18 protein-coding genes and 1 pseudogene are annotated in these 25386 nt (G+C 31.5%); 8 read left to right on the top strand and 11 right to left on the bottom strand.

Annotated features, from left to right (window positions below; translation table 11 throughout):
* Positions 1 to 81: 81 nt before the first annotated feature.
* Together leuS and ACFQ5N_RS04765 are read right to left on the bottom strand one after the other, a co-directional pair.
* Positions 82 to 2898 (bottom strand): leucine--tRNA ligase, encoded by a 2817-nt coding sequence (leuS, locus tag ACFQ5N_RS04770; protein WP_386808188.1) that lies wholly within the window; start codon positions 2896 to 2898, stop codon positions 82 to 84.
* A 149-nt stretch (positions 2899 to 3047) separates the two neighbouring features.
* Positions 3048 to 3590 (bottom strand): DUF2911 domain-containing protein, encoded by a 543-nt coding sequence (locus tag ACFQ5N_RS04765; protein ID WP_386808186.1) that lies wholly within the window; start codon positions 3588 to 3590, stop codon positions 3048 to 3050.
* 179 nt (positions 3591 to 3769) lie between these two features.
* Between ACFQ5N_RS04765 and ACFQ5N_RS04760 the strand changes: the two genes are divergently transcribed.
* On the top strand, positions 3770 to 4684 hold the full coding sequence (locus ACFQ5N_RS04760; RefSeq protein WP_386808184.1) for a DMT family transporter: 915 nt from the start codon (positions 3770 to 3772) through the stop codon (positions 4682 to 4684).
* On the opposite strand, the gene ACFQ5N_RS04755 is transcribed toward ACFQ5N_RS04760, so the two are convergent.
* Both ACFQ5N_RS04755 and ACFQ5N_RS04750 read right to left on the bottom strand, forming a co-directional pair.
* The gene (locus tag ACFQ5N_RS04755; protein WP_386808182.1) at positions 4676 to 5605 is read right to left on the bottom strand and encodes a ketopantoate reductase family protein; all 930 of its coding nucleotides are present in this window, start codon (positions 5603 to 5605) and stop codon (positions 4676 to 4678) included. The genes ACFQ5N_RS04760 and ACFQ5N_RS04755 overlap by 9 nt on opposite strands.
* 44 nt (positions 5606 to 5649) lie before the next feature.
* Positions 5650 to 7965: a TonB-dependent receptor gene (locus ACFQ5N_RS04750; RefSeq protein ID WP_386808180.1), complete on the bottom strand. Its 2316-nt coding sequence runs from the start codon at positions 7963 to 7965 to the stop codon at positions 5650 to 5652.
* A gap of 149 nt (positions 7966 to 8114) precedes the next feature.
* Here ACFQ5N_RS04750 and ACFQ5N_RS04745 point away from each other — a divergent pair, with 149 nt between their 5' ends.
* From ACFQ5N_RS04745 to ACFQ5N_RS04720, 6 genes and pseudogenes are all read left to right on the top strand, one after another.
* Positions 8115 to 8774: a metal-dependent transcriptional regulator gene (locus ACFQ5N_RS04745; RefSeq protein ID WP_386808178.1), complete on the top strand. Its 660-nt coding sequence runs from the start codon at positions 8115 to 8117 to the stop codon at positions 8772 to 8774.
* A gap of 4 nt (positions 8775 to 8778) precedes the next feature.
* Complete coding sequence (locus ACFQ5N_RS04740; protein ID WP_386808176.1) at positions 8779 to 9816, top strand: metal-dependent transcriptional regulator; 1038 nt, start codon at positions 8779 to 8781, stop codon at positions 9814 to 9816.
* Positions 9800 to 11998 (top strand): annotated as a pseudogene (gene feoB / locus ACFQ5N_RS04735) (ferrous iron transport protein B). The gene ACFQ5N_RS04740 and the pseudogene feoB (ACFQ5N_RS04735) overlap by 17 nt, the downstream one beginning before the upstream one ends.
* A gap of 17 nt (positions 11999 to 12015) precedes the next feature.
* Positions 12016 to 12609, top strand: a complete 594-nt coding sequence (locus ACFQ5N_RS04730; RefSeq protein ID WP_386808174.1) for a Crp/Fnr family transcriptional regulator — start codon at positions 12016 to 12018, stop codon at positions 12607 to 12609.
* 58 nt (positions 12610 to 12667) lie between these two features.
* Positions 12668 to 15100, top strand: coding sequence for an arylsulfatase (locus tag ACFQ5N_RS04725; protein WP_386808173.1), 2433 nt, complete (start codon positions 12668 to 12670; stop codon positions 15098 to 15100).
* A gap of 243 nt (positions 15101 to 15343) precedes the next feature.
* Entirely contained in the window at positions 15344 to 16150 is an 807-nt protein-coding gene (locus tag ACFQ5N_RS04720) for a hypothetical protein (RefSeq protein WP_386808172.1), read from the top strand.
* A gap of 198 nt (positions 16151 to 16348) precedes the next feature.
* Here ACFQ5N_RS04720 and feoB (ACFQ5N_RS04715) read toward each other — a convergent pair whose 3' ends face one another.
* The 3 genes from feoB (ACFQ5N_RS04715) to ACFQ5N_RS04705 all read right to left on the bottom strand — a co-directional run bounded on the left by feoB (ACFQ5N_RS04715) (position 16349) and on the right by ACFQ5N_RS04705 (position 19444).
* Positions 16349 to 18454 (bottom strand): ferrous iron transport protein B, encoded by a 2106-nt coding sequence (gene feoB, locus ACFQ5N_RS04715; RefSeq protein ID WP_386808171.1) that lies wholly within the window; start codon positions 18452 to 18454, stop codon positions 16349 to 16351.
* 15 nt (positions 18455 to 18469) lie between these two features.
* Complete coding sequence (locus tag ACFQ5N_RS04710) at positions 18470 to 18694, bottom strand: FeoA family protein (protein ID WP_386808170.1); 225 nt, start codon at positions 18692 to 18694, stop codon at positions 18470 to 18472.
* 75 nt (positions 18695 to 18769) lie between these two features.
* Positions 18770 to 19444, bottom strand: a complete 675-nt coding sequence (locus ACFQ5N_RS04705) for an SCO family protein (protein WP_386808168.1) — start codon at positions 19442 to 19444, stop codon at positions 18770 to 18772.
* Between the two features lie 158 nt (positions 19445 to 19602).
* Here ACFQ5N_RS04705 and rseP point away from each other — a divergent pair, with 158 nt between their 5' ends.
* Positions 19603 to 20916 carry an RIP metalloprotease RseP gene (gene rseP, locus ACFQ5N_RS04700; protein ID WP_386808166.1) on the top strand — a complete coding sequence of 438 codons (1314 nt, stop codon included), beginning with the start codon at positions 19603 to 19605 and terminating at the stop codon, positions 20914 to 20916.
* Positions 20917 to 21010: 94 nt separating this feature from the next.
* On the opposite strand, the gene mgtE is transcribed toward rseP, so the two are convergent.
* The 4 genes from mgtE to ACFQ5N_RS04680 are packed head-to-tail and all read right to left on the bottom strand — an operon-like array spanning position 21011 to position 25257.
* The gene (gene mgtE / locus ACFQ5N_RS04695; RefSeq protein ID WP_386808164.1) at positions 21011 to 22360 is read right to left on the bottom strand and encodes a magnesium transporter; all 1350 of its coding nucleotides are present in this window, start codon (positions 22358 to 22360) and stop codon (positions 21011 to 21013) included.
* On the bottom strand, positions 22350 to 23126 hold the full coding sequence (gene rsmA / locus ACFQ5N_RS04690; RefSeq protein WP_386808163.1) for a 16S rRNA (adenine(1518)-N(6)/adenine(1519)-N(6))-dimethyltransferase RsmA: 777 nt from the start codon (positions 23124 to 23126) through the stop codon (positions 22350 to 22352). The genes mgtE and rsmA overlap by 11 nt, the downstream gene beginning before the upstream one ends.
* Positions 23127 to 23130: 4 nt before the next feature.
* Entirely contained in the window at positions 23131 to 23463 is a 333-nt protein-coding gene (locus ACFQ5N_RS04685) for a DUF4286 family protein (RefSeq protein WP_386808161.1), read from the bottom strand.
* Between the two features lie 18 nt (positions 23464 to 23481).
* Positions 23482 to 25257: a tetratricopeptide repeat protein gene (locus ACFQ5N_RS04680; RefSeq protein WP_386808159.1), complete on the bottom strand. Its 1776-nt coding sequence runs from the start codon at positions 25255 to 25257 to the stop codon at positions 23482 to 23484.
* Between the last annotated feature and the right edge of the window lie 129 nt (positions 25258 to 25386).

Raw genomic sequence — 25386 nt, 5'->3', positions numbered from 1 at the left:
ATTTTAAAATATTAAACAAAAAAAAATAAAAAAACTCAACATTAGCGCTACAATATTAATATCTACTAATAGAATATTACCCTAACCCACAATGTTGATTATTTTTCCAGGAACAACAATTACTTTTTTAGGTGTTCTACCTTGTAGTTGCTCCTTAGTTTTTTCGTGTGCCATAGCAGCAGCTTCAATTTCATCTTTACTTAAATCTAAAGATAATTCCATTTTGAAACGCATTTTTCCATTAAATGAAACCGGATACACTTTACTACTTTCCACTAAATATTTTGGCTCAAAAACAGGGAAATCAGCTATTGAAACAGATGTTTCATACCCTAATTTATTCCATAACTCTTCAGCAATATGCGGCGCATAAGGCTCCATAATTACAGCTAATGGCTCTAAAATAGCACGTTTATTACATTTTAACGCTGTTAATTCATTTACAGCAATCATAAATGTTGAAACTGATGTGTTGAAAGAGAAATTAGCAATATCTTCTTCAACCTTTTTTATAGTTTTATGTAAAGTTTTAAATTCTTCTTTTGTTGGCTCTTCATTAGAAACCGAGAATTCACCATTAACAATATACAATTTCCAAAGCTTTTTTAAGAAACTGTACACTCCTGAAATTCCTGAAGTTTTCCAAGGCTTTGATTGCTCTAAAGGTCCTAAAAACATTTCAAACAAACGTAAACTATCTGCGCCATATTCTTCACAAATAGTATCAGGATTAACAACATTGTATTTAGATTTTGACATTTTTTCAACCTCACGACCAACAACATATTTATCGCCTTCTAATACAAATTCAGCATCTTTATATTCAGCTCTCCAATTTTTGAATGCTTCAACATCTAATTCATCAGATGTATTTACAAAAGAAACATCGGCATGAATTGGTTGTACTTTTAAATCTCCTATTAATCCTTTTGAAACAAATTTATTTTCACCTTCAACTCTATACACAAAAGCTGAAGTACCGGTAATCATTCCTTGGTTAATTAACTTTTTAGCAAACTCATCATTTGGAACAAAACCTCTATCAAACATAAATTTTTGCCAAAAACGAGCATACAATAAATGCCCTGTTGCGTGCTCACTTCCACCAATGTATAAATCTACATCTTGCCAATAATTTACCGTTTCTTGCGAAAAGATATCCTCGCTATTTGAAGGGTCCATATAACGGTTAAAATATTGTGAACTTCCTGCCCAACCTGGCATAGTATTTAACTCTAAAGCAAACACAGTTTTACCATTAATTTCATCATTTGAAACAACCTCATTTTTAACAGTATCCCAAGCCCAAACAGTTGCATTTCCTAATGGCGGCTTTCCATCTTCCGTAGGTAAATACTTTTCAACCTCAGGTAATACAATTGGCAAATAAGCTTTGTCAATCATTTGTGGCATTCCGTTTTTGTAATATACCGGAAAAGGTTCTCCCCAATAACGTTGACGACTAAAAACAGCATCACGCAATCTGTAATTTATTTTACCATAACCAAATCCTTTTTCTTCAATTTCATAAATGATTCTTTTCATCGCTTTTTTGTACGATAAACCATTTAAAAAATCGGAATTTGCAATTTTTACACCTTCTTTTGTTGAACAAGCTTCTTCAGAAATATCAACGCCTTCAAAAATATTTGGAATCTCTAATTCAAAATGTTTTGCAAATGCGTAATCACGCTCATCACCACAAGGAACCGCCATTACTGCACCTGTTCCGTAACCTGCCAACACGTAATCACCAATCCAAATTTGAATTTTATCACCTGTAAAAGGGTGTATTGCATACGCACCTGTAAATACTCCCGAAATAGTTTTTACATCGGCCATACGTTCTAGCTCACTACGTTTTGCAGTAGCTTTTTGGTAGGCTTCAACCGCGTCTTTTTGTGCTTCTGTTGTAATTTTAGAAACCAATTCATGTTCTGGCGCCAATGTCATAAAACTAACACCAAAAATAGTATCAGGACGCGTAGTAAAAACTGAAATTTTATCGTTTTCAAATCCATCAACATTAAAATCAACCATAGCACCTTCAGATCTTCCAATCCAGTATGTTTGCGAATCTTTTAACGGTTGTGGCCAATCTACCTTATCCAATCCGTCTAATAATCGTTGTGCATATGCAGTAATTCTCATACTCCATTGCATCATTTTTTTACGAACTACAGGATGACCACCACGCTCTGAAACTCCGTTTACAATTTCATCATTTGCAAGTACAGTTCCTAAATTAGGACACCAGTTTACTTCCGTTTCAGATAAAAACGTTAAACGGTATTGTAATAATATTTCTTGTTGTTTTTCTTCTGAAAACCCTTTCCAAGCTAATGCAGTAAAAATTTCAACATTTTCATCACAAACCGCATTTACTTTTGCATTTCCTTCAGCCATGAAAATAGCTGATAGCTCTGAAATAGGTTTTGCTTTATCTGCATCTTTACAATAATACGACTCAAATAATTGAATAAAAATCCACTGTGTCCATTTGTAATAACTAGGATCTGACGTTCTTACTTCTCGTGACCAATCAAAAGAAAATCCAATTTTATCTAATTGTTTTCTATACGTTTTAATATTAGCTTCTGTTGTAACCGCAGGATGTTGCCCAGTTTGTATAGCATATTGCTCTGCTGGCAATCCAAAAGAATCGTACCCTTGCGGATGCATTACATTAAAACCTTTGTGACGCTTATAACGTGCATAAATATCAGACGCAATATAACCTAGTGGATGCCCAACATGAAGCCCAGCTCCTGATGGGTAAGGAAACATATCTAACACGTAAAACTTTGGTTTTTCAGATATGTTTTCGGCTTTAAACGTTTGGTTTTTTGCCCAATACTGTTGCCATTTTGCTTCTATCTCTCTAAAATTATATTCCATCCTAATTTTTCATTTTTTAAAAGCGCAAAGTTACGTTTTAAAAAGAAAACAGTAAAGTGTTTATTTTAGAAACTAGTTAGAACTTTTTTTAACTAAAAAACGGCGTAAAACCCAAGGTTTACGCCGTTTTAATATCTAAAGTAAACTAATTATCCTTTTACAGGAACAGTAACAATTGTATTTCCAAAACCAAAGTACATAGTTGCATCATTATCCTTTCCGTCAAAAGCTATAGAAAAAGCTTCAATCAATTCATCTGATTTTGAAACAGCTCCTTTTACTCTAACAACGTCTTCAGCTTCTTTATAAAAATAAGATCCCCAAACATTTTCAGCAGTACTTAAAATAACTGTCCATTCATTTTCATTTGGAATGGTGAACAACGTGTATTTACCAGCTTTTACAACTTCACCACCAAAAGTCACATCTTTATAAAAAGTAATTTCAACAGCTTCATTTGCTCCTGTTCTCCAAACTTTACCAGCTGGAGCTAATTTTTCAACAGTTCTTCCTTTTAATTGCGGACGACTATAAATAACCTTTACCATTTTGTTTGATTCCTTATAACTTGAAGGATAAGCTGCGGCATCCATTGGACTTTTGTCTAATTTTGCAAATTTTTGAGCAGACATTTCATTGGTAAACAGTAGTGCGATTGCTAAAACAGCAACAAATAGTACATTTTTTTTCATTTTAATAATTTTAATTAGAATATTAATTTTGAGCTTTGTCTGCAAAAAATAGCATTTCATACACCAAATAGTATTAATTTTTTGTTAAAGCCTTTTAAAATAAATAAACACAGCTCATTTTTAAAGCCTTTAAATTTCAGAATATTGATTACTTTCGCGCTCATTAATCATTTTTATTAGTGAATAAACAAAACTACAAAGCACATTTAGCACTACTTGGCGCCAATGTTATTTATGGAATGAACCATTTAATAGCTAAAGATATAATGCCTGAAAAATTAGGCCCAACGGCTTTTATTTTTCTAAGAATTTTAGGTGCAAGTATCTTATTTTGGATTCTTAAATTCACTATTAAAGAAAAAATAGACAAAGAAGATTATTTTAGACTTATTGTTTGTGGTATTTTAGGTATTGCCATTAATCAGCTGCTTTATTTTCATGGTCTAAATTTAACTTCTCCCATTGACGCCTCAATTATTTACACTTCGGTTCCTGTTTTGGTTTTAATTTTCAGTTATTTTATACTGAAAGAAAAAATTACACGCACAAAAATTGTAGGAATTATAATTGGTGGAACCGGTGCTTTGTTGCTTATTTTATATGGAAACAAAAATGAAGGAACCAGTACTTTTTTAGGAAATATGTTAATTTTTTCAAACGCCATATTTTACGCATTCTATTTAGTTTATGTAAAACCATTAATGAAAAAATATCATCCAATAACTGTAATTAGTTGGGTGTTTTTAATTGGGTTTTTATTTATGATTCCTGTTGGTTTTAACGACTTTAGAGCCACAAATTTTGAAGCTTTTACTTTAAATACGTACTTAGTAATTGCTTTTGTATTGTTTGCAACCACCTTTTTAACTTATTTATTTAATATTTATGCATTAACAAAAGTTGCACCTTCAGTAAACGGAAGTTATATTTATTTGCAACCTGTTGTTAGTTTTGTAATGGTGAGTTTGTATGCTTTTGTTATAGGAAATGAAGCGTATGCACAAGACATAAGTTTAACCAAAATAATAAGCTCTATTTTAGTAATTGCGGGTGTTTTTTTAATTAGTAAAAAACCTAAAGCAAAATTAGCTTAAACCTCTTGCTTTTTTTTCCTGCGGAAGCAAAGTGTAATAAATAAACTCATTTACAGGCGTTGCCACACCCAACTCTTTACCCAATCTAACAATTGTCCCATTTTGAGCTTCTAACTCTGAAGGTTTTCCGTTCATAATATCTCGCTGTAAAGAAGCCGTAGTTTCATATGGCAACGATTCAATAATATCAAATTGTTTTTGAATAATATCACCAGGTAAGTTTACACCTTTTGCTTTTGCAACCTCAAGAATTTCTTGAGCAGTTTGCAATAGCATATTTTTTATATATGGTGAAGCCAACATTTCTCCATGAGTGGCTCTTGTTAATGCTCCCATAGCACTAACGGTAGTTATGTATAAATACTTAGTCCATATTTCTTTTTGAATATCGTTTGCTAAAACTGTTTTAATTCCTGCATTTACTAAGGTATTCTTCAATTCTAAAGCTCGGTTGGTTTTTGTATTGTTTAATTCCCCAAAAACAATAGTTGGTTCATAAGCAACGTGATTTATAACTCCATAATCTTCTACAAAACTAACTACTTTACACAAGCCACCTAACACGTGTTTTTTATCAATTATTGAACTCAAAACTTCATGATTATCACATCCATTTAACAATGAAATTACAACTGTATTCTCGTTCAATACTGGTTTAATTGTTTTAGCAACTTCAGCCAACTGCCAAGTTTTTGTACAAATTAATATTACATCAATCTCTTTAACTTCAAAAATATCATTTGTTGCTACGGCCGGCTTTAGTAAATAATCTCCTTTTACACTTTTTAATTGCAACCCATTTTTTTGAATTGCTTCTAACTGTTTTCCACGAGCAATAAACGTTACATTATTTCCTGCTTGTGCCAATCGAGCACCAAAATAACCACCTATGCCTCCGGTTCCATAAATTACTATATTCATACGTTAAAATTACTAAAAGCCTTTTACTTAAGATGAATTATTTCTTAAAAAGAACCAATTTTTACACCCATAAAATAGGTTCTTGGCATTGCTGGACCATACACATAATTACTATCTCTATTTTTCCCTGAATCAAAATCACTTTGATACGCATTTAACACATTTTTAATTCCTCCAAAAAATTCTAATCCTGTTCCTAAAGAAGCAATTTCAAAAATATATCCGGCTTTAAAACTTAATTCGGTAAAAGGGTTTGAAGTTACATACGCGTCAAATTCTTGCTCAGGAGCACCGGCCAAATGCACAATTTCCATTGAACCTGTATACACCATATTTAATGAAGCATTGAACTTTGGCGTAGGTGTATAAGTTAATGTAGAATATCCATACACATTTGGTGTTCTCAAAAATTTTCGTGTAGGTTCCAACGTTTCAGAATACGAAACTGTACTATCATATTTACTAGATTGTGCCGTTAAACCCAATTCTAACTGTACTTTTTTATTATAATTCCCTCTTAACTCTATAGTTCCTCCTTTAACAATGGCACCATCTCCATTTCTTTTCTCGTACAACAAACCAAAATCATCAGACCCAATAGGTTCTAAATAAAATGCATCTTTTAAATGCGTATAAAATCCTTCAACTGTAAAACCTGCAATAAATTTTTCAGAAGATTTATCATAATTTACAGAACCACTAAAACTACTCGATTTTTCTTCTTGTAAATTTGGTGATAATGAAATTCTAGACACTCCACCTCCTGCAAACGCAATATGCAAATCGGTATCAAAAGCTTGTGGCGCTCTAAAACCAGTTCCCCAAGTTAACCTAAATTGTGTTGTTTTTTTTAACTTATACAACATAGAAACTCTTGGGCTAAACACCATGTTATCTAACAAATTGTGCTTGTCTCCACGTATTCCTAAGAGTAAATTAAATGCATTTGAAATTTCCCAATCGCTTTGTAAAAACATTCCAAAATTGGTTGTTTTTTGATCTATTAAATAATTATATGCTTCAATTTCATCATAAACCACATCATCAACATACTCTAAACCAGCTGTAACAACATTTTCGCCGTGTAAAAAATCTAAAAACCGATGATTTAATTGAGCTCCGGCTTGCCAAGTAGACACTTCAGAAATTCCGTAAGGTGGATTTGCATAATGATTTAAAATATCTTCCTCTGAATCCTCGGGTAATTCAGGACGTATCCCTGTATAATGATCTCTATCTGTTTTTTGGGCGGACATATATGTAATAAAAGAAGAATTGTCTTCATTAAAATTCAGCTGATAATCTAACGTTCCTACCAACACGTTATGTGTACGCTCTTCAGCTTGCAAGGAAAAATGAGGTGGTCCATCAACCATTTCTCCACCATAACGATATTCATTCATACTAGTTAAACTCAATTCTATTTTTTGATTTTCCGTTGGTAAGAAAAACATATTTATTCCGTAGGAATCGTTTTTCAATTCAGGTAATTCAGAAAAATTATCGTCATTAGCATCGTAGTATTCTCTATTACGTTGACTAATAAAAAAAGAAACACCTGCATTTTCATTCTTTGTAAGTAGCGTTGCATTTCCGTTTAACATATGATCTGAAGCCGACCCATCAATACTTTGAAAAGTATAGCCAACATTAAAATAATTTTCCTTTGGAACTTTGGTCAATACATTTACAGTACCACCAATAGCACTAGAACCGTACAATGCAGAACCTCCACCACGTACAACTTCAATGCGCTCAATCATATTTTGAGGTATTTGCTCTAAACCATACAAACCTGTTAACGGACTAAAAACCGGGCGACCATTGATTAATATTTGCGAATACCCACCAGCCAAACCATTCATTCTCAATTGTGTATAATTACACGTTTGGCAGTCTGTTTCCACACGTAATCCAGGTTGAAATTTCAATCCTTCCGATAAATTACATGCCTGAACATTGGTTAACATTTGACTATCTATAACACTCACAATAATTGGAGATTGCGTTTGTCTTTTAAATGTTTTTGTTCCCGTAACCACAATTTGATCTAAGCCAAAAACATCTTCTTCTAACTTTTTATTTAAAATAAACTCTTGATTCGTTTCAATTTTAACCTTTATTTCTACCGTTTTAAACCCAAGTGAACTAATTACTACAATTAGCTCTCCACTAGGCACAGTAAAACTATATTCTCCTTTAGAATTAGTTGTTGTACCGTAACTGGTATTTTTTATTTGAACGGTAACTCCCGGCACACCGCCAATCTCGTCTATAATCTTCCCTTTTAATACACCTCCTTCAGTAGCAAAACCAAACTGCATTAAAAACAACAATAAACCTCCTATAATATTTTTCAAAATTCTTTATTTTTTTTACAAATGTAATTATTATTTTTAGACTTGTCTAAATTTCTATTTAACGAAGACTAAATTATTAATTCTAACCTTCTAAAAAATAATTTATTGATTTAAAATATTTTATCTAAATTTGTTTAAAATTATTATTTGTGCTATCTCAAACAGAAGAAAATTATTTAAAAGCTATTTATCACATAGAAGCATCTCACGTTAAAAACGTGAGTACAACTTTAATTTCTAAAAGTTTAGTTACTAAAGCCTCATCTGTTACAGATATGCTTCGGAAATTAGCTGATAAAAAATTAGTGAATTACGAAAAATATAAAGGTGTAAAACTAACAACTGAAGGAAAGAGTATCGCCCTTAAAATTGTGCGAAGACACCGACTTTGGGAAGTGTTTTTAGTAGAAAAACTAAATTACAATTGGGACGAAGTACACGATATTGCAGAGCAATTAGAACATATAAAATCTAATTCCTTAATTGACAAATTAGAAGTCTTTTTAAATTTCCCAACACACGATCCGCATGGAGATCCAATTCCTGATTCAAAAGGAAATTTAAATATTAAAGAAACAGTATTACTTAGCAATGCCAAAGAAGGCGTTTTATATAAAATTGCCACTGTAAAAGACAATTCAAAATCTTTATTACAATTTTTAGACAAGCACGCGTTAACCCTTGATTCTGAAATAACGATACTTGATAAATTTGATTTTGATGATTCTGTAACAGTGAAATTACAACAAGAAAACACCTTAACGCTTTCAAAAAAAATATGTGAAAACGTATTTGTAACTATAAAATAAGACCATGACAAACCCAGTAATATATTTAATTGTATTCGGAATAGTAGTACTACTACTTTTAATCTTATTTTATCCAAAAACAGGTTTATTTTGGAGGCTTCAAAATAGTTTTAAAAATGACTCTAAGGTTCTTATTGAAGACATTTTAAAAAAATTGTATCACGCTGAAGACAGTGGAAAATCTTTAAACAGCAACGATATCATCAACTCTTTAAATGCTAGTCCCCAAAAGGTATTAACTACCATTGATGATATGAAACAAAAAGAGCTCATTCATTTTGAAAATGGAGATATAAAACTAAACGAAACCGGAATGGACTATGCACTTAGAATTATACGTGTGCATAGATTATGGGAAAAATATCTTTCTGAAAAAACTGGGTTTAACAAAAAAGACTGGCACGAAATAGCAGAGGAAATGGAACATAAATTAGACTCTGAGCAAGCACAAGAATTAGCGAATCACCTAGGAAACCCAAGATTTGACCCTCATGGAGATCCCATACCAACTGCTGCTGGTACCATTGAAAAACTACAAGGAAAACCACTACCAACATTTGAAGAAGGTACCATTGCAACCATTGTTCATATAGAAGATGAACCAGATATTATTTACAAACAAATACTAGCTGAAGATTTACGTATTGGGTCTCATATACGTATTGTTGAAAATAACCAAAAGCGAATTGTATTTCATTCAGAAGGTGAAGAATATATTTTAGCTCCTATTGTTGCCAACAACATTACAATTGTTGAATTGTTAAAAGAAGAAATTTCTGAAGAAGATACTTTTAGACTTTCAAATTTAAAAGCACACGAAAAAGCAAAAATAATAGGAATTTCCAGAGAATGTAGAGGTGAAATACGTAGAAGATTATTGGATTTAGGTTTTGTAAACAATTCTTTAATTGAAGTTGACTTAACAAGTCCTATGAAAGATCCAAGAGCTTATTTAGTTAGAGACACAGCAATTGCCATTAGAAACGAACAAGCCAAATTTATATTAATTGAAAAAGTTAACAACTATGCAACAATCAACTAAAAGCGCTTGTGAAGGCTGTGATTTAAACCAAGCTTCTAACTTAAAAAAATTAGGTATCAATATAGATGATACTGATTTTGTAGTTGCGTTAGCAGGAAACCCAAACACAGGTAAAAGTACCGTTTTTAATGCCTTAACAGGATTGAGACAACACACAGGAAACTGGCCTGGAAAAACCGTTACTCGTGCTGAAGGTGGATATAGTTACAACGATAAAAAATATAAATTAGTTGATTTACCAGGTACATATTCGCTGCTTTCAACCTCACAAGATGAAGAAGTAGCAAGAAACTTTATTCTTTTTGGAAAACCTGATGTTACTATTATTGTTGTAGATGCCAGTAGATTGGAACGAAATTTAAATTTGGTATTGCAAATTTTAGAAATTACAGACAAAGCTGTTTTGTGCTTAAACTTAATGGATGAAGCAAAACGTTTAGGAATAGAAATTGACGAAAGAACTTTAGCAAGAGACCTAGGAATTCCCGTTGTTCCTGCCAGTGCACGGTCTAAAAAAGGAATTCCAGAACTTTTAAAAACAGTAAGTCAAGTGGCTAGCGGAGAAATAAAATGCAAACCGCATCGCATTAAAAATGTTCCAAAAAAAATAAATGCAGCCATTGAAAAATTACGTTTACAAATAGAAGCCGAATTTCCTAATTTGCCTAACAGCAGGTGGATTGCCTTGCGATTACTTGATGGAGATCAACGCATTATTGAAGCTGTTAAAACAGGTGAATTTATTACTGAATAAATAGAAGCTATTACCATGAATACACAGAAAATATTAAATACCAGTAATGATTTAAAATGGGAAATTGGCGAAGGTTTTCACGATAAATTAACGGAAGGTATTTATGCAGATGCCGCTACCATTGCTCAAAATTCAGTTCATAAAAATGGTGACAAAAAACACTTTAGGTTTGACCGAAGTTTGGATAAAATTGTAACTAGCAAACTATGGGGTTTTCCTATTATGGTTGCTATCCTGTCTATTGTATTATGGCTCACCATTATTGGTGCTAATTACCCATCTGGTTTATTAGCTGACTTATTAATAGGAACCATTTATCCTTGGTTAAAAGGTATAGGGGAAACTTTTGGATTTTCTTGGTGGTTAAGTGGCTTTTTATTTGACGGTGTTTATTTAGCATTAGCCTGGGTAATTGCAGTAATGCTTCCGCCAATGGCAATATTTTTTCCATTATTTACACTATTAGAAGATTTTGGATATTTACCAAGAGTTGCTTTTAATTTAGATTATTTATTTAAAAAATCTGGAGCGCATGGAAAACAAGCGCTTACTATGAGTATGGGTTTTGGATGCAATGCTGCTGGTGTTGTTGCCACTCGTATTATTGACAGTCCAAGAGAACGTTTAATAGCAATTATTACCAATAATTTTTCATTATGTAATGGTCGTTGGCCAACACAAATACTTATTGCTTCTATATTTATTGGAGCCTTAGTTCCTCAAAATTTTGCTGGTGCTATTTCAACATTAGCTGTAATTGGAATTGCATTATTAGGAATTGTAGTCACCTTTTTAGTCTCATTATTTCTTTCAAAAACAATGTTAAAAGGAGAAGTTTCTTCTTTTACTTTAGAATTACCACCTTACCGACCACCTGTATTTTGGAAAACAATTTACACCTCTTTAATTGATAGAACACTTATTGTTTTATGGAGAGCATGTCTTTTTGCTGTTCCAGCAGGAGCAATAATTTGGTTAATTTCAAATGTTACTATTGGAGATACTACTATTGCAAATTGGTTGATTGTAAATTTAGATGGTTTTGGGTTCTTACTTGGTTTAAACGGAGTAATTCTGCTTGCGTACATTGTTGCGATTCCTGCGAATGAAATTGTAATTCCAACAATTTTAATGCTAACCGTAATGAGCGCTTCAATTGCAGGTGTTGGAGAAGGAAATGGGGTGATGTTTGAATTAGAATCTGTTTCAGCAACTGGAGATATATTAAGAGCTGGAGGATGGACTTTATTAACAGCTATTAACGTGATGCTTTTTAGTTTATTACACAACCCGTGCAGTACAACTATTTATACTATTTACAAAGAAACAAAAAGTGTAAAATGGACTACTGTTGCTAGTATACTACCTATTATTTTAGGTTTTACAGTATGTTTTATTGTAGCACAGGTTTGGAGAATAATTGCATAAAGCTCAATTTTTATAAAATGGATCTATCAAAAAAAGCTATAAAAGACATCATTACTAAACAATTTCCAGTTTTAGGTAAAGAAGAAATAAAACTATTTTTATCTATCTCAGAATATTCTTGGGCAAAAAGCAAAAAACTTTTATTAAAAGGCGGTAGTAATAGCAAACAAGTATTACTTATTTTAAAAGGTTCAGCAAGAGCTTTTATGATTGATAAATCTGGCCAAGATTTAAACAATTATCTAAGAACAGAAGGCAATTTAATTGCTGATGCTAGAGTATTTGGAAATGAAACTCAAATACTATCTGTTGAGTCGGTAAGTGAAATTCATTATCTTAAATTTGATATTGAACAATTAGAACAACTTGGGTACAAGAACAAAAAACTAATGGAGTTTTATTTAAACTTTTTAAAAGAAATAATTCTTGCACTCTCACACAGAGTCAATACTTTTGTTAGCATGACAGCCAAAGAGCGCTACGATGATTTAAAAAAATGGAATCCATTATACCTTCATTCAACATATGATAAACATATTGCCAGTTTTTTAGGAATCACACCTTTAACCCTCCATAGAATCAAAAAAAATAAGATAAAACCTATCAAATGATATTTTTTTTGAAAATTATAAACAATAAATTTGTTTATAATTTCAAATCATTTTTTTTATGAAAACTACTAAATTAAAGGTATTCTTTAGAATACTATTTGTTGGTTGCTTAGTTACAGTTGTTTCAAGTTGTAACCAAACAGCAAATCAATCAAAAGAAAGTAACAACGCTACTCCTGAATTTAAAGGTAAAATAGCTTTAGACATTCGTGATTCAGAATCAGACTGGTCAGCTTACACACCAAAAGCAGCACCTGAAGGTGCTCCAAATGTACTGTTTATACTATATGATGATACTGGATTAGGAGCTTGGTCTCCTTACGGTGGTGCAATTAACATGCCAACAATGGATAAACTAGCTGCTAATGGTTTAACGTACACGCAATGGCATACCACTGCACTATGTTCGCCAACGCGTTCAACAATTCAAACAGGAAGAAATCACCATTTAAATGGAATGGCTGCTATTACAGAAACAGCCGATGGTTTCCCAGGAGCAAATGGTAGAATGGGACCAGAAGTAGCTCCTCTTTCTGTAATATTACAAGAAAATGGATACAGTACTTTTTGGATTGGGAAAAATCACAATGTTCCTGAGCAAGATGTTGCATCTGGAGGAAGTAAAAAACAATGGCCATTACAAATGGGATGGGATCGTTTTTACGGATTTATTGGTGGAGAAACTAACCAATGGTACCCAGATTTAATTGAAGACAATCATTTTGTAGAAAAAGAATTTGAAGAAGGGTACCACCTTTCTAAAGATTTAGCAGATCACGCTTTGGGAATGTTAAAAGACCAACAAGCTACCAATCCTTCAAAACCTTGGTATATGTGGTACAATCCAGGAGCAAATCACGCACCTCACCATGCACCTAAAGATTACATTGCTAAATACAAAGGAAAATTTGATGCTGGTTATGATGCTTATAGAGATTGGGTAACTGAACGTATGATTGAAAAAGGAATTCTACCTGAAGGAACGGTAAATACACCTATGAACCCAATGCGTGAAGATATGGCACAAGCAATTGATATGGTTCGCCCTTGGGATACTTTAAATGACGATGAGAAAAAATTATTCGCTAAAATGGCAGAAGTATATGCTGGTTTTTCTGAATTTACCGATGTACAAGTAGGAAGAGTAATTGATTATTTGGAAGAAAGTGGACAATTAGAAAATACAATTGTATTATACGCTGCTGATAATGGAGCGTCAGGAGAAGGTTCTCCAAATGGATCAGTAAACGAAAACAAATTTTTTAATGGGTACCCAGATGAATTATCTGAAAACATGAAATATATAGATGTTTTAGGAGGTCCAGAAACATATGAACATTATCCAACGGGATGGGCTTCTGCTTTTTCAGCACCTTTTAAAATGTTTAAGCGTTATTCGCAATATGCTGGAGGTACAAATGACCCTTTAGTAATTTCTTGGCCAAAAGGTATTAAAGCAAAAGGAGAAATTCGTAATCAATACCATCACTCTGTCGATATTGTTCCTACTTTATTAGAAGCAATAGGATTGGAAATGCCTAAAGTACATAATGGTGTAAAACAAGTACCACTATCAGGTGTTTCAATGGCATACACTTTTGATGCAGAGCCAAATGCCTCTACTCAAAAACACGTACAATATTATGCTATGTTAGGTTCTCGTGGAATTTGGAAAGATGGTTGGAAAGCTGCTGCTGTTCACGCACCTCTTTCAGGAGTTGGAAATTTTGACAAAGACGATTGGGAATTATACCACGTTGCTGTTGATAGATCTGAATCTCATGATTTAGCAAAAGAAAACCCAGAAAAATTACAAGAATTAATTGATGCTTGGTTTGTTGAAGCAGAGAAAAACAATGTATTGCCGTTAGATGATAGAAGTGCTGCTGAAATAATTGGTATTGAAAGACCATCTGCAGAACCATCTAGAGATAGATATATTTATTATCCTTTTGCTGCTGCGGTACCAGAAGGAAATGCGGTGAATGTAAGAGGACGTTCTTATAAAATATTGGCAAATGTAGAAATTACAAATACTACATCTGGAGTTGTATTTGCACATGGTTCTCGTTTTGGAGGTCATTCTTTATTTATCAAAAACAAGAAATTATACTATGTATATAATTTCTTAGGGATAAAACCTGAGCAAGTTTTTGAATCTTCTGTAAAACTAAAACCAGGTAAATACACTATTGGTATGGAGTTTATTAGAGAAAAAACAGGTGAAAAAGGAGAATCTCTTGGTAAAACAAAACTATACATAGATAATAAAGTGGTAGCTGAAGGCCCTATGAAAACACAGCCAGCGAAATTTACATTATCTGGAGATGGATTATGTATAGGATATGATAGCGCAGATGCTGTTAGTGAAAATTACCCTTCTCCAAGTAAATTTAATGGAGGAAAAATTGATTTTGTTGGTGTAACTGTAGAAGGAGTTCCTTATGTAAACTTAGAAGCTGAAGCAAAAAGAGCAATGATGAGTCATTAATTTGAACTTTTTAAGTTTATTATTTATTAATAAACGCTTAAATGATAGCCAATTTTTAGACTTTAATTATCTAAAAATTGGCTATTTTATTTGAATCAAACTCTTAAAGCAATTATTCACAGTTAGTTTTTTCAAATAAAAATTATAACTTGCAATAAATTGTCTTTCACATTACTATTTTAGTAAGGTTTTAGCTCAAGAATATAGGACATTTATATAAAACATCTTTCAATTTTTACAGTTATGAAAAAACTAGTTTTAAGTTTCGTTTTGCTTCTATTTGTAGTAAATATAAACACCCTAAAAGCACAAAATGAAGAGAATACGGGTCATTCAGCAGAGAAATTAGCAAAACAATTAGCAAATCCAGTAGCCTCACTTATTAGTGTACCCCTTCAAAATAATTTTGATTTTAATCTTGGTGCTTTCAACGGCTTTCGATATAACGTTAATCTTCAACCCGTAATACCTATCTCTATTAATGAAAAATGGAATTTAATTAGTAGAACAATCTTACCTTTTATTTCTCAAAATGATGTTACTGCAATTGGAACTAACCAAACAGGCCTTGGAGACACTACACAAAGTATCTTCTTTTCTCCAAAAGAAGTTAAAAATGGTATGGTTTGGGGAACTGGTGTAGTTTTAACAATACCAACAGCAACAAACAATTTAGGTTCAAAAAAATGGGGAGCAGGTCCAAATTTACTAATATTAAAATTACAAGGTCAATGGACATATGGAGCATTAGCAAACCATATTTGGTCCTATGCAGGCAGTGGAACAAATGACATTAGTAATACTTTTTTTCAACCTTTTTTAACTTATGCAAATAAAAGTGGAGCTTCATTCACTATTGCTTCAGAAAATACACAAAGTTGGGACAGTGACACATTTAGCGGTTTTGCAGGCGTTTACTTTTCAAAAGTTTTAAAATTTGGAAAACAAATGATGCAGTTAGGTGGAGGACCAAAAATTTATTACGGTAACAATCCTTTAAATCCAGAATGGGGAATTAGAGCAAATATTATTCTATTATTTCCAAAATAAGCTGATTCCCTTTTTAATAGACACTTATTTTAAAACTCATATTGTTTAAACAAATTCGTAGTAATAACTGTTAGAAAATACTTTAACAATTACAATTGGTATTACACTTACTTCCTTTGCTTTTAGATTTAAAGAAATACTTTTTAATTAAAAATGCAAGGGCCAATCCCAATGTTATGTATACTAAAATATCTTGCATTAGCTTAAAATATTAAATGCTATTACCGCCGAAAAATAAGCTAAAGCTCCCATACAAATTAATTGTAAAATAGGCCATTTCCAGGAGTTAGTCTCTTTTTTAACAATGGCTAAAGTACCAATACACTGCATGGCAAATGCATAAAATAACAATAACGAAACTCCTGTTGGTAAATCAAATACTTTATCTCCATTTGAATCAACTTCAGCAGCCATTCGCTGTTTTATTGTGCTTTCATCTCCATCACTATCTACATTATAAATAGTAGCCAAAGCACCTACAAACACCTCTCTAGCCGCAAAAGAACTAATCAAGGCAATCCCAATTTTCCAATCATACCCCATAGGCTTTATGGCTGGTTCAATGGTTTTTCCCATATAACCAATATAAGAGTTTTCTAATTTATAAGATGCTATTTTCTTTTGAAGATCTTCTTGAGATAATTGAGCATTTTCTTGTTTGGCTGCTACTGTTTCCTCGGCATTCTTAAAAGATGCCGGCCCGTTTGATGCTAAAAACCATAAAACAATTGAAATTGCTAAAATAATTTTTCCTGCACCAAGTACAAATGCCTTTGTTTTTTCAACAACTTCATATAAAATGTTTTTTATTGAAGGTATTTTATAATTTGGCATTTCAATTACAAACAATGTTTTCTTTTTTATTTTTAAAACCTTATGCAATACTATTGCCGACAAAATTGCAGCGGCAAATCCAAGTAAATATAAAGCCATCATTGTTAAACCTTGTAAATTAAGAAAACCTAACACTTGCTTATCAGGAATAATTAATGCTATTAAAATGGCATAAACAGGTAGTCTTGCAGAACAAGTTGTAAACGGAATAACCAAAATAGTTATCAAGCGTTCTTTCCAACTACTTATATTTCTGGACGCCATAATTGCCGGAATAGCACACGCTGTTCCTGAAATTAATGGAATCACACTTTTTCCACTCATTCCAAATCTTCTCATTATTTTATCCATTAAAAAAACCACACGACTCATATACCCGGTTTCTTCTAAAATGGCAATAAAAGTAAATAAAATGGCAATTTGAGGAATAAAAATAATAACGCCTCCAATACCCGGAATAATACCTTCTGCAACTAAATTGGTAAAGGTTCCTGGTGGCATTACAGATTTTGCCCAAGAACTTAAACTTGCAAAAGCGCCATCAATTAAATCCATTGGATAACTAGCCCAATCAAAAATACCTTGAAAAATAAATAATAAAATGGCTGCAAAAATTATATAGCCAAATATTTTATGCGTTAAAATTCTATCTAATACACCTCTTAAATCGGTTGCTTTAGATGAATCTACGTTGAAATTTTCTTTTAAAACATCGTTGATAATTTGATACCTTAAAATTGTTTCTTTGTGCTGATATCGTTTTATGCAAACGGCATCTTCTCTAAATTTTAAAACTAATTTTTGTTGTTTTTCCGTCAAAAAGTCAAACTCTTCGTCTTGTGTAATTAACAACCACGATTTATACAACGGGAAATCTGGAAATGCTTTTTTTAGGTTTTCAAAGTAGTCGGCATCAATTCTATCAGAAATTTTTGCAACAGGAGTTTTATCTAAACTTTTGTAAGCAAGTATTTCAGTTTTTAACTCTTCAATCCCAATTTTTTTTCTTGCACTAGCTAAAACTATTTTTGTTTTTAGCTTTTCTTCTAATTTTTTAACATCTAAATTAATCCCTTTTCGTTTCATTTGATCAACCATATTGATCACCAAAATTGTAGGGAGTTTTAAGTCTTTTATTTGAGTAAATAAAAGTAAATTTCTTTTAATATTTTCAACATCTACCACTACCACCACAACATCAGGAAAGGTGTCGTTGTTTTCATCTAACAATGTGTTTAGCACCAACGTTTCATCCATAGATGATGGGTTAATACTATAAGTTCCAGGCAAATCTATTATTTCGGCCTTAGCCGTATCATTTAACTTACAAATACCTTGCTTTTTATCTACAGTTATTCCTGGATAATTTCCAACCTTTTGTTTTAACCCTGTTAATTGGTTAAATAAAGAAGTTTTTCCTGTGTTTGGGTTTCCTATTAAAGCAACTTTTACAACCTTTTCACTATTCATTCAGTTTACAGTTTGTTACTTATTAATGGTAATTTTCTCGGCAGTTTCTTTTCTAATTGCTAAATGACTTCCATTGACTTTAATATACAAAGGATCTTGCATAGGTGCTTTTTGAATAAGTTGCACCTCAATACCTGGTAAACAACCCATTTCAAGAAGCTTTAAAGGAATTTGCTCCAAACAAAGTTTTTCTATAAAAGCCTTTTCTCCTATCTTTAAATTTGCAATGGTTTTAAACATTATTAAGAATTATTATAAATAATATACAGCAAATATACTAAATTAGAACGATTCTAAACAATGATAATTGTCACTTTAATTTTTTTCAGCTTGTAATATTCGAATATCTGCGGTTAAACGCTCAATATCTTCTAGGTCAGTTCCATCATAAAAGCCTCTAATCTGTTTCTTTTTATCAACCAACACAAAATTTTCAGTATGTACAAAATCTTGCAAGCCACCATCACCTTCATCTAAAACAGCAAAATAACTTTTTCTGGCTAGTTTGTATATATGTTTTTTATCGCCAGTTGTAATGTTCCATTTTGAATCAATTACACCTTTTACATCAGCATAAGCTCTTAAAACCGAAACACTATCAATTACTGGTGTTACTGAATGTGATAAAAACATAACATCATCATCGTTTTTAAATGTTTCTTGTAAAATACCAATATTATTGGTCATTACCGGGCAAATTGTTAAGCATCTTGTAAAAAAGAAATCGGCTACATAAATTTTACCTTCATAATTGGCTTGCGTAATGGTATCTCCATTTTGATTAATTAATTTAAAATCGGATACTTTATGATTATTTCTAATATGCACCAAAGATTCATCAACCAATCTTGGATTTACATCAGCAGGATTAAAAACTGGCAATCGCTTTTCAGGTGTAAGCATTGTATAAATTGCATATACCATTAACACTGAAAAAACACCCATAATAACCAACGTAGGTACCGACTTCTTGAAAAACTTTAAATCCATTTTTGCATAAAATTAAAAAACAAATTTAGCACAATTAGTATACATAGTTACTTAAGTCTTTTAAAACTTTGTTAAAAGGTAACTTAACCTTATTTCTTAGTTTTTACAACTGTATTTAAAACCGTACATTTGTGCGATTTTATTTTGAAAAAACATATATGGAAATATTAATAAAGGCTTCACAATTTATTTTAAGTCTATCTTTTTTAATTGTTTTGCATGAATTAGGACACTTTATTCCTGCAAAGCTATTTAAAACTCGAGTTGAAAAATTTTACTTATTTTTTGATTACAAATTCTCTTTATTTAAAACAAAAATTGGCGATACCGTTTACGGAATAGGTTGGATACCTTTAGGTGGTTATGTGAAAATTTCAGGGATGATTGATGAAAGTATGGACACTGAGCAACTAAAACAACCTGCTCAACCTTGGGAATTTAGATCTAAACCAGCTTGGCAACGCTTAATAATTATGTTGGGTGGTGTTATTGTAAACTTTATACTTGGTATTTTAATTTACATAATGATAACCTTTGTTTGGGGAATTGATTACGTAGCTCCTAACGATGTGAAACAAGGTTTTGCTGTTCATGAGACGTTTAAAGAATACGGATTTAAAGATGGTGATAAAATTACCAAATTTAACGGCGAAACACCTTTGGATGTTACTGATGTAAACAAACATTTATTTTTAAGAGGTATTACTTCTTTAGATGTAACGCATCAAGATGGAACTAATGAAACAATTGCAATACCTGAAAATATTGGAAGTATTATGTGGGAAAATGGAGTTATGACACCTTTTTCACCTATTATTCCTCCAGTAATTGGAACAGTTTCTACAGATTCACCAGCTGACAATGCAGGATTAAAAGTAGGAGATAGAATTGTTTCTATGAATGGTGTGGCAATTAACTATTGGCACCAATTAACATCAACTATAGTAAGTGCTACTGAAGAAATTGCTATTGTTGTTGAAAGAGATGGAACAACTGAAAACATAGTAGTAAAACCAGGTGAAGATAAAACTATTGGTGTAGCTCCAAGCACATCAAACACCGTTGTAGTTCAACATAAAGACTATACTTTTTTAGAGAGTATTCCTATGGGTAATTCTTTAGCGGTTTGGACGTTGAAAGACTACATTTCTCAATTTAAATATGTTTTCACTAAAAAAGGAGCAACAAGTATTGGTGGTTTTATTGCAATTGGAAATATTTTCCCTGCAACTTGGAGCTGGCAAGCATTTTGGAGCATTACAGCCTTTTTATCAATTATGTTAGGGTTTATGAACTTACTGCCAATTCCAGCTTTAGATGGTGGTCATGTAATGTTTACTTTATATGAAATTATTACAGGTAGAAAACCAAATGACAAGTTTTTAGAGTACGCTCAAATAACAGGATTTATATTGTTAATTGCATTGCTTATTCTTGCCAATGGAAATGATATTGTGAAACTATTCTCTTAATAGTATTAACACTTAAAAAAAATGCCGAACAAGTTTTGTTCGGCATTTTTTTTATTCATTTTGAATAGAAATATTCTTATAAACTTCTTTAAAACTAAAAACCTAAAATGCTTTTAGCAATATAGAAAAACAAAAATATTCCAAAAATATCATTACTTGTTGTAATAAAAGGTCCGGTAGCAATAGCTGGATCAATTCCACGCTTATCTAAAATTATTGGTACAAAAGTTCCAATTAACGAAGCTATAATAATTACACATAACATAGAAATTGCCACGGTAAAACTAAATTTAAAATCCATACTAGTAACCAACCCAAAAATTATAATAAGTAAGCCTAAAACAACACCACTTATTAAACTAATGCTAACCTCTTTAATAAGACGTTTAAACAAACTACCTTTAATAATATCATTAGCCAAACCTTGCACTATAATTGCAGAAGATTGAACACCTACATTACCAGCCATTGCGGCAATTAAAGGCGTAAAAAAGAACAGCTCTTTATAATTACCTAAAGCCGCATCAAAACCTTCCATAATAAAAACACTACCAAGCCCTCCAAAAAGCCCTAAAACAAGCCAAGGCAAACGTGCTTTTGTTAATTCAATAATACTATCATCAGCTTCAACATCATCTACTAAACCAGCTGCCATTTGATAATCTTTTTCAGCTTCTTCTTTTATAACATCAACAATATCATCAATGGTAATTCTTCCAACTAAACGACCTAATTCATCAACTACAGGAATGGCTTCTAAATCGTACTTTTGCATAATTCTAGCCACTTCATCTGTTTTATCATGAACATTAACCGAATCAACATTTTTAATAAAAACATCAGTAATTGGAGATCGTGTTGAAGTTGTTAATAAATCTTTTAATGATAAGCGACCTTTTAAAACATCGCTATCATCAACAACATAAATAGAGTGTACACGTGTAACTTCCTCAGCTTGTGCCCGCATTTCTTTAACACAAGTAAGCACATTCCAATTTTCATTCACCTTCACCAATTCCTTTGCCATTAAACCACCGGCAGTATCTTCATCATACCTTAAAAGTTCAACAATTTCTTTGGCGTGCTCAACATCTTCAAGTTGAGATATTACTTCTTCCTTTTGCTCTTCAGGTAATTCGTTGATAATATCAGCAGCATCATCTGTATCTAATTCATCAATTTCTTCGGCAATTTCTTTTGAGGAAAGTCCTTTTAATATTTTTTCACGATCATCCTCATCTAACTCTGCAATAACATCCGACGTAAAATCACTATCTAATAATTTTATAATATATAGTGAATCTTCAGTGCTTAACTCTTCAATTAACTCAGCAACATCAGCATAATGTACATCTTCTAAACTTTTTAAAAGTGTATTATCATGTTTATCAATAATTAGTTGTTGAATATTTTCAATATATTCTTTTGTAATTTCAAACTGCATCTTTTTCTATTTTAGAAGTAAGACTAATAAACTCTTGAACAGACAACTGTTCTGGACGTTTTCCAAAGATAGCATCTTCTCTTAAAACATCAGACAGATTGAATGTTTTTAAACTGTTACGTAATGTTTTTCTACGTTGTTGAAAAGCGGTTTTTACTACTCTAAAAAATAATTTTTCATTTACAGGAAGGGTATAATTTTCTTTCCTTATCAATCTAATCACTCCTGAATCTACTTTTGGTGGTGGATTAAAAACCGTTGGTGGTACTGTAAATAAATACTCAACATCATAAAATGCTTGCGTTAACACTGAAAGAATTCCGTATACCTTACTTCCTTTTTTTTCAGCTATTCTTTGAGCAACTTCTTTTTGAAACATCCCCGAAAACTCAGGTATTTGATGTCGGTTTTCTAAAGTTTTAAAAACTATTTGTGTTGAAATATTGTATGGAAAATTACCAATAATTGCCAATTGTTCCTCTCCAAAAAAATCAGACAAGTTTATTTTTAAAAAATCTTTTGAAATAATCCTGTTTGCTAAATTTAAGTAATGTGCTTGTAAGTATTCAATCGATTCTGTATCAATTTCAATTACGTGTGTTGTAAATGGTTTTTTGAGCAAGTATTTTGTTAAAACACCCATTCCAGGACCAATTTCCAATACATTTTTGTACCCTTTTTCTGTTAAACTATCTGCAATTTGTTTTGCAATAAGTTCATCTTTTAAAAAGTGCTGTCCAAGGTGTTTTTTTGCTCTTACACTCATATAATTAATTTTTTACAGTAACACTAAATTGCTCGCTTATTACTTTTAATTCTGTTCTAAAAGCTATTATTTTATCTTGAAATAAGCTGTTTGCTTCATCTCTAAGTTTTGGAGCATCATCTTTATAATATGCTTCTAAAGTCTCCATACTATCTGTTGTGTATTGAACAGAATATGTTGTACCTCCCATTTCTTCATCAATTAAAACTTGAGTCATTTTAGCGTTGCTAAATTTACCCGAATTTAACATTTCTGGAATGTGTACCGTTTTCATCCATTGCAACCATTTGTCATGGATTTCTTCTGCTACGTTAGTTGTTACGTTATATATATACATGTTATTAGTTTTTAGCTTTTAATTTATATGGTCTCCTCTTAATTTTCTATACTTTTTTCGGGCATCTACTAAAAAAATACTCGAAGGATATTCAAAAATTATGCGTTGATAATTAGAGGTTGCTTTTTCTATATTATTTAATTTATTTAAGTATAATTCAGCCAAAGAATAAATGGCATTGTCAACTAAAATATCGTCATTTTTTAAAGCAATAATTGCTAAATAATTAGATTCAGCTTTTAGATAATCTTCTGTTTTTTCAAATAATTTTGCTTGCTTAAACAACGCTTCATCAAGTAATGAATGCTCTTTATAATTAGTTACAATTACCTGTAATGTATCTATTGCTTGTTTGTTTTTATGTTGATACTCTAATAATTCTGCACTTGCATATGTTTGCAAAACAACTCTTAAACTATCTTTTGCACTATTATCTGTTATCAATAAATTTAAATCTAACGCATCATTTGAAATTAATTGCGACGTTGAATTTTTTAGCACGCTTAACTGTGATTGTGCCCATTCAAAATCTCCTTTAAAATAAGAAGTTTGCGCAATTTTAAAACGTGCTTCTTGCCCTATTTCATGATTTTTTAAACTATTTTGAACTTGAGTATAATAAATTAATGCAGTACTAAATTTATTTGTAAACACTAAAACATCTGCCAATTTGGTTTTTACAAAACCATTTTGAAAATCATTTAAAGGTAATTTTAATATCTTTTTTAACTCTGAAATTGCTTTTTTAGGTTCACCTCTTTTAAACGCTAAAAAATCAGCATAAGCAACTTGAATATTTAGTGTAGTTTTATCTTTTCCGTATTGCTTAAATAATTCTTGAAATTGAGTTTCAACTACCTCTAAATCTATGTTAGACTCCATACTAATTTGCAGTAAATACAACTTAGCAGTTAATTCAACATCAACATCTTTTGTATTTTCTAATACATATTGAAAACAACTTTTAGAAACTTCAAAAGCCTTATTTTCAAAAGCTATAGTTGCTATTTCAATTATAGGATTTAAATCTTCTAAATTTCTTTTATACACCGCTTTTTCTTGAATAAAAGCCTTCATATAATCACTTTGCTGCAAATACAACCAACTTAACAATTGATTCCAACTATTTTTAGGATTGTTTTGAGAACGTTTTAGCAATAATTTTCTTAATGTAATATTATTGGTGTTTTCGGGGTCATCACTTAAAAAGCTACCCATATAATTTTTAGCACGTGGTACATATTTCTCATCCAATTCAACCATATCTAAATATGTATTAAACATATTTGGAACATCTGCTTTTTCACCATAAATGGTTGCAATTTGAAAATTGTAATTTGCAGACGGATTCAATTGCATTGTTTTTTTATACGCCAATAAAGCTTCATCTAACAAATGATTATCTTGAAATGATTTCCCTACTAAATATCCAATATTTGGATTTTCATCAATTGCTGCTAATGCCTTTTGGTAATATAAATTTGCAGTTTCTTTATGGTGTTGTAATTGAAAAATATAACCCAAGTCAACATACAAATAATTATTATTAGCACTTTTTCGAAGTTGCTTTTGAATTAAATCATTAGCTGTATCATACGCTTCTAACAATTGATAACAATCAATTAAATAATTGGTATAACTTGAATTATGCGGATTTTTCTCATGTAATTTTTTATAAATAGAAGCAGCTTTTTCATACTCTCCATTTCTAAAATATTGATACGCCAATTGCTGATCTTGTGCAAGCATTTGCAAAGAAAAACAACAAAAAAATATGAGAATTAATTGACGCATTTACTATTTATTATAGTTTCAAAGATAACCAAACAACTGTTAAAGTTTTTATAAATACAGCTTAATTTGATTCCTTAATTGTAACATTTTGGCCTGAAATTTGTCTTAAACATATAACACAAACAATCT

The organism is Lutibacter holmesii, from assembly GCF_042679665.1.
Lineage (GTDB): Bacteria > Bacteroidota > Bacteroidia > Flavobacteriales > Flavobacteriaceae > Lutibacter > Lutibacter holmesii.
This window is presented reverse-complemented; position numbering and strand designations above follow the sequence as displayed.

What these genes read in the sequence shown, in the direction of transcription:
- ACFQ5N_RS04685 (WP_386808161.1), bottom strand. Translation starts at nt 23,463, where the DNA reads ATGTATATATATAACGTAACAACTAACGTAGCAGAAGAAATCCATGAC.
- ACFQ5N_RS04755 (WP_386808182.1), bottom strand. Translation starts at nt 5,605, where the DNA reads ATGAATATAGTAATTTATGGAACCGGAGGCATAGGTGGTTATTTTGGT.
- ACFQ5N_RS04705 (WP_386808168.1), bottom strand. Translation starts at nt 19,444, where the DNA reads ATGGATTTAAAGTTTTTCAAGAAGTCGGTACCTACGTTGGTTATTATG.
- ACFQ5N_RS04740 (WP_386808176.1), top strand. Translation starts at nt 8,779, where the DNA reads ATGACAAACCCAGTAATATATTTAATTGTATTCGGAATAGTAGTACTA.
- ACFQ5N_RS04710 (WP_386808170.1), bottom strand. Translation starts at nt 18,694, where the DNA reads ATGTTTAAAACCATTGCAAATTTAAAGATAGGAGAAAAGGCTTTTATA.
- mgtE (WP_386808164.1), bottom strand. Translation starts at nt 22,360, where the DNA reads ATGCAGTTTGAAATTACAAAAGAATATATTGAAAATATTCAACAACTA.
- feoB (WP_386808171.1), bottom strand. Translation starts at nt 18,454, where the DNA reads ATGAATAGTGAAAAGGTTGTAAAAGTTGCTTTAATAGGAAACCCAAAC.
- ACFQ5N_RS04765 (WP_386808186.1), bottom strand. Translation starts at nt 3,590, where the DNA reads ATGAAAAAAAATGTACTATTTGTTGCTGTTTTAGCAATCGCACTACTG.
- ACFQ5N_RS04680 (WP_386808159.1), bottom strand. Translation starts at nt 25,257, where the DNA reads ATGCGTCAATTAATTCTCATATTTTTTTGTTGTTTTTCTTTGCAAATG.
- rseP (WP_386808166.1), top strand. Translation starts at nt 19,603, where the DNA reads ATGGAAATATTAATAAAGGCTTCACAATTTATTTTAAGTCTATCTTTT.
- ACFQ5N_RS04730 (WP_386808174.1), top strand. Translation starts at nt 12,016, where the DNA reads ATGGATCTATCAAAAAAAGCTATAAAAGACATCATTACTAAACAATTT.
- rsmA (WP_386808163.1), bottom strand. Translation starts at nt 23,126, where the DNA reads ATGAGTGTAAGAGCAAAAAAACACCTTGGACAGCACTTTTTAAAAGAT.
- ACFQ5N_RS04720 (WP_386808172.1), top strand. Translation starts at nt 15,344, where the DNA reads ATGAAAAAACTAGTTTTAAGTTTCGTTTTGCTTCTATTTGTAGTAAAT.
- leuS (WP_386808188.1), bottom strand. Translation starts at nt 2,898, where the DNA reads ATGGAATATAATTTTAGAGAGATAGAAGCAAAATGGCAACAGTATTGG.
- ACFQ5N_RS04725 (WP_386808173.1), top strand. Translation starts at nt 12,668, where the DNA reads ATGAAAACTACTAAATTAAAGGTATTCTTTAGAATACTATTTGTTGGT.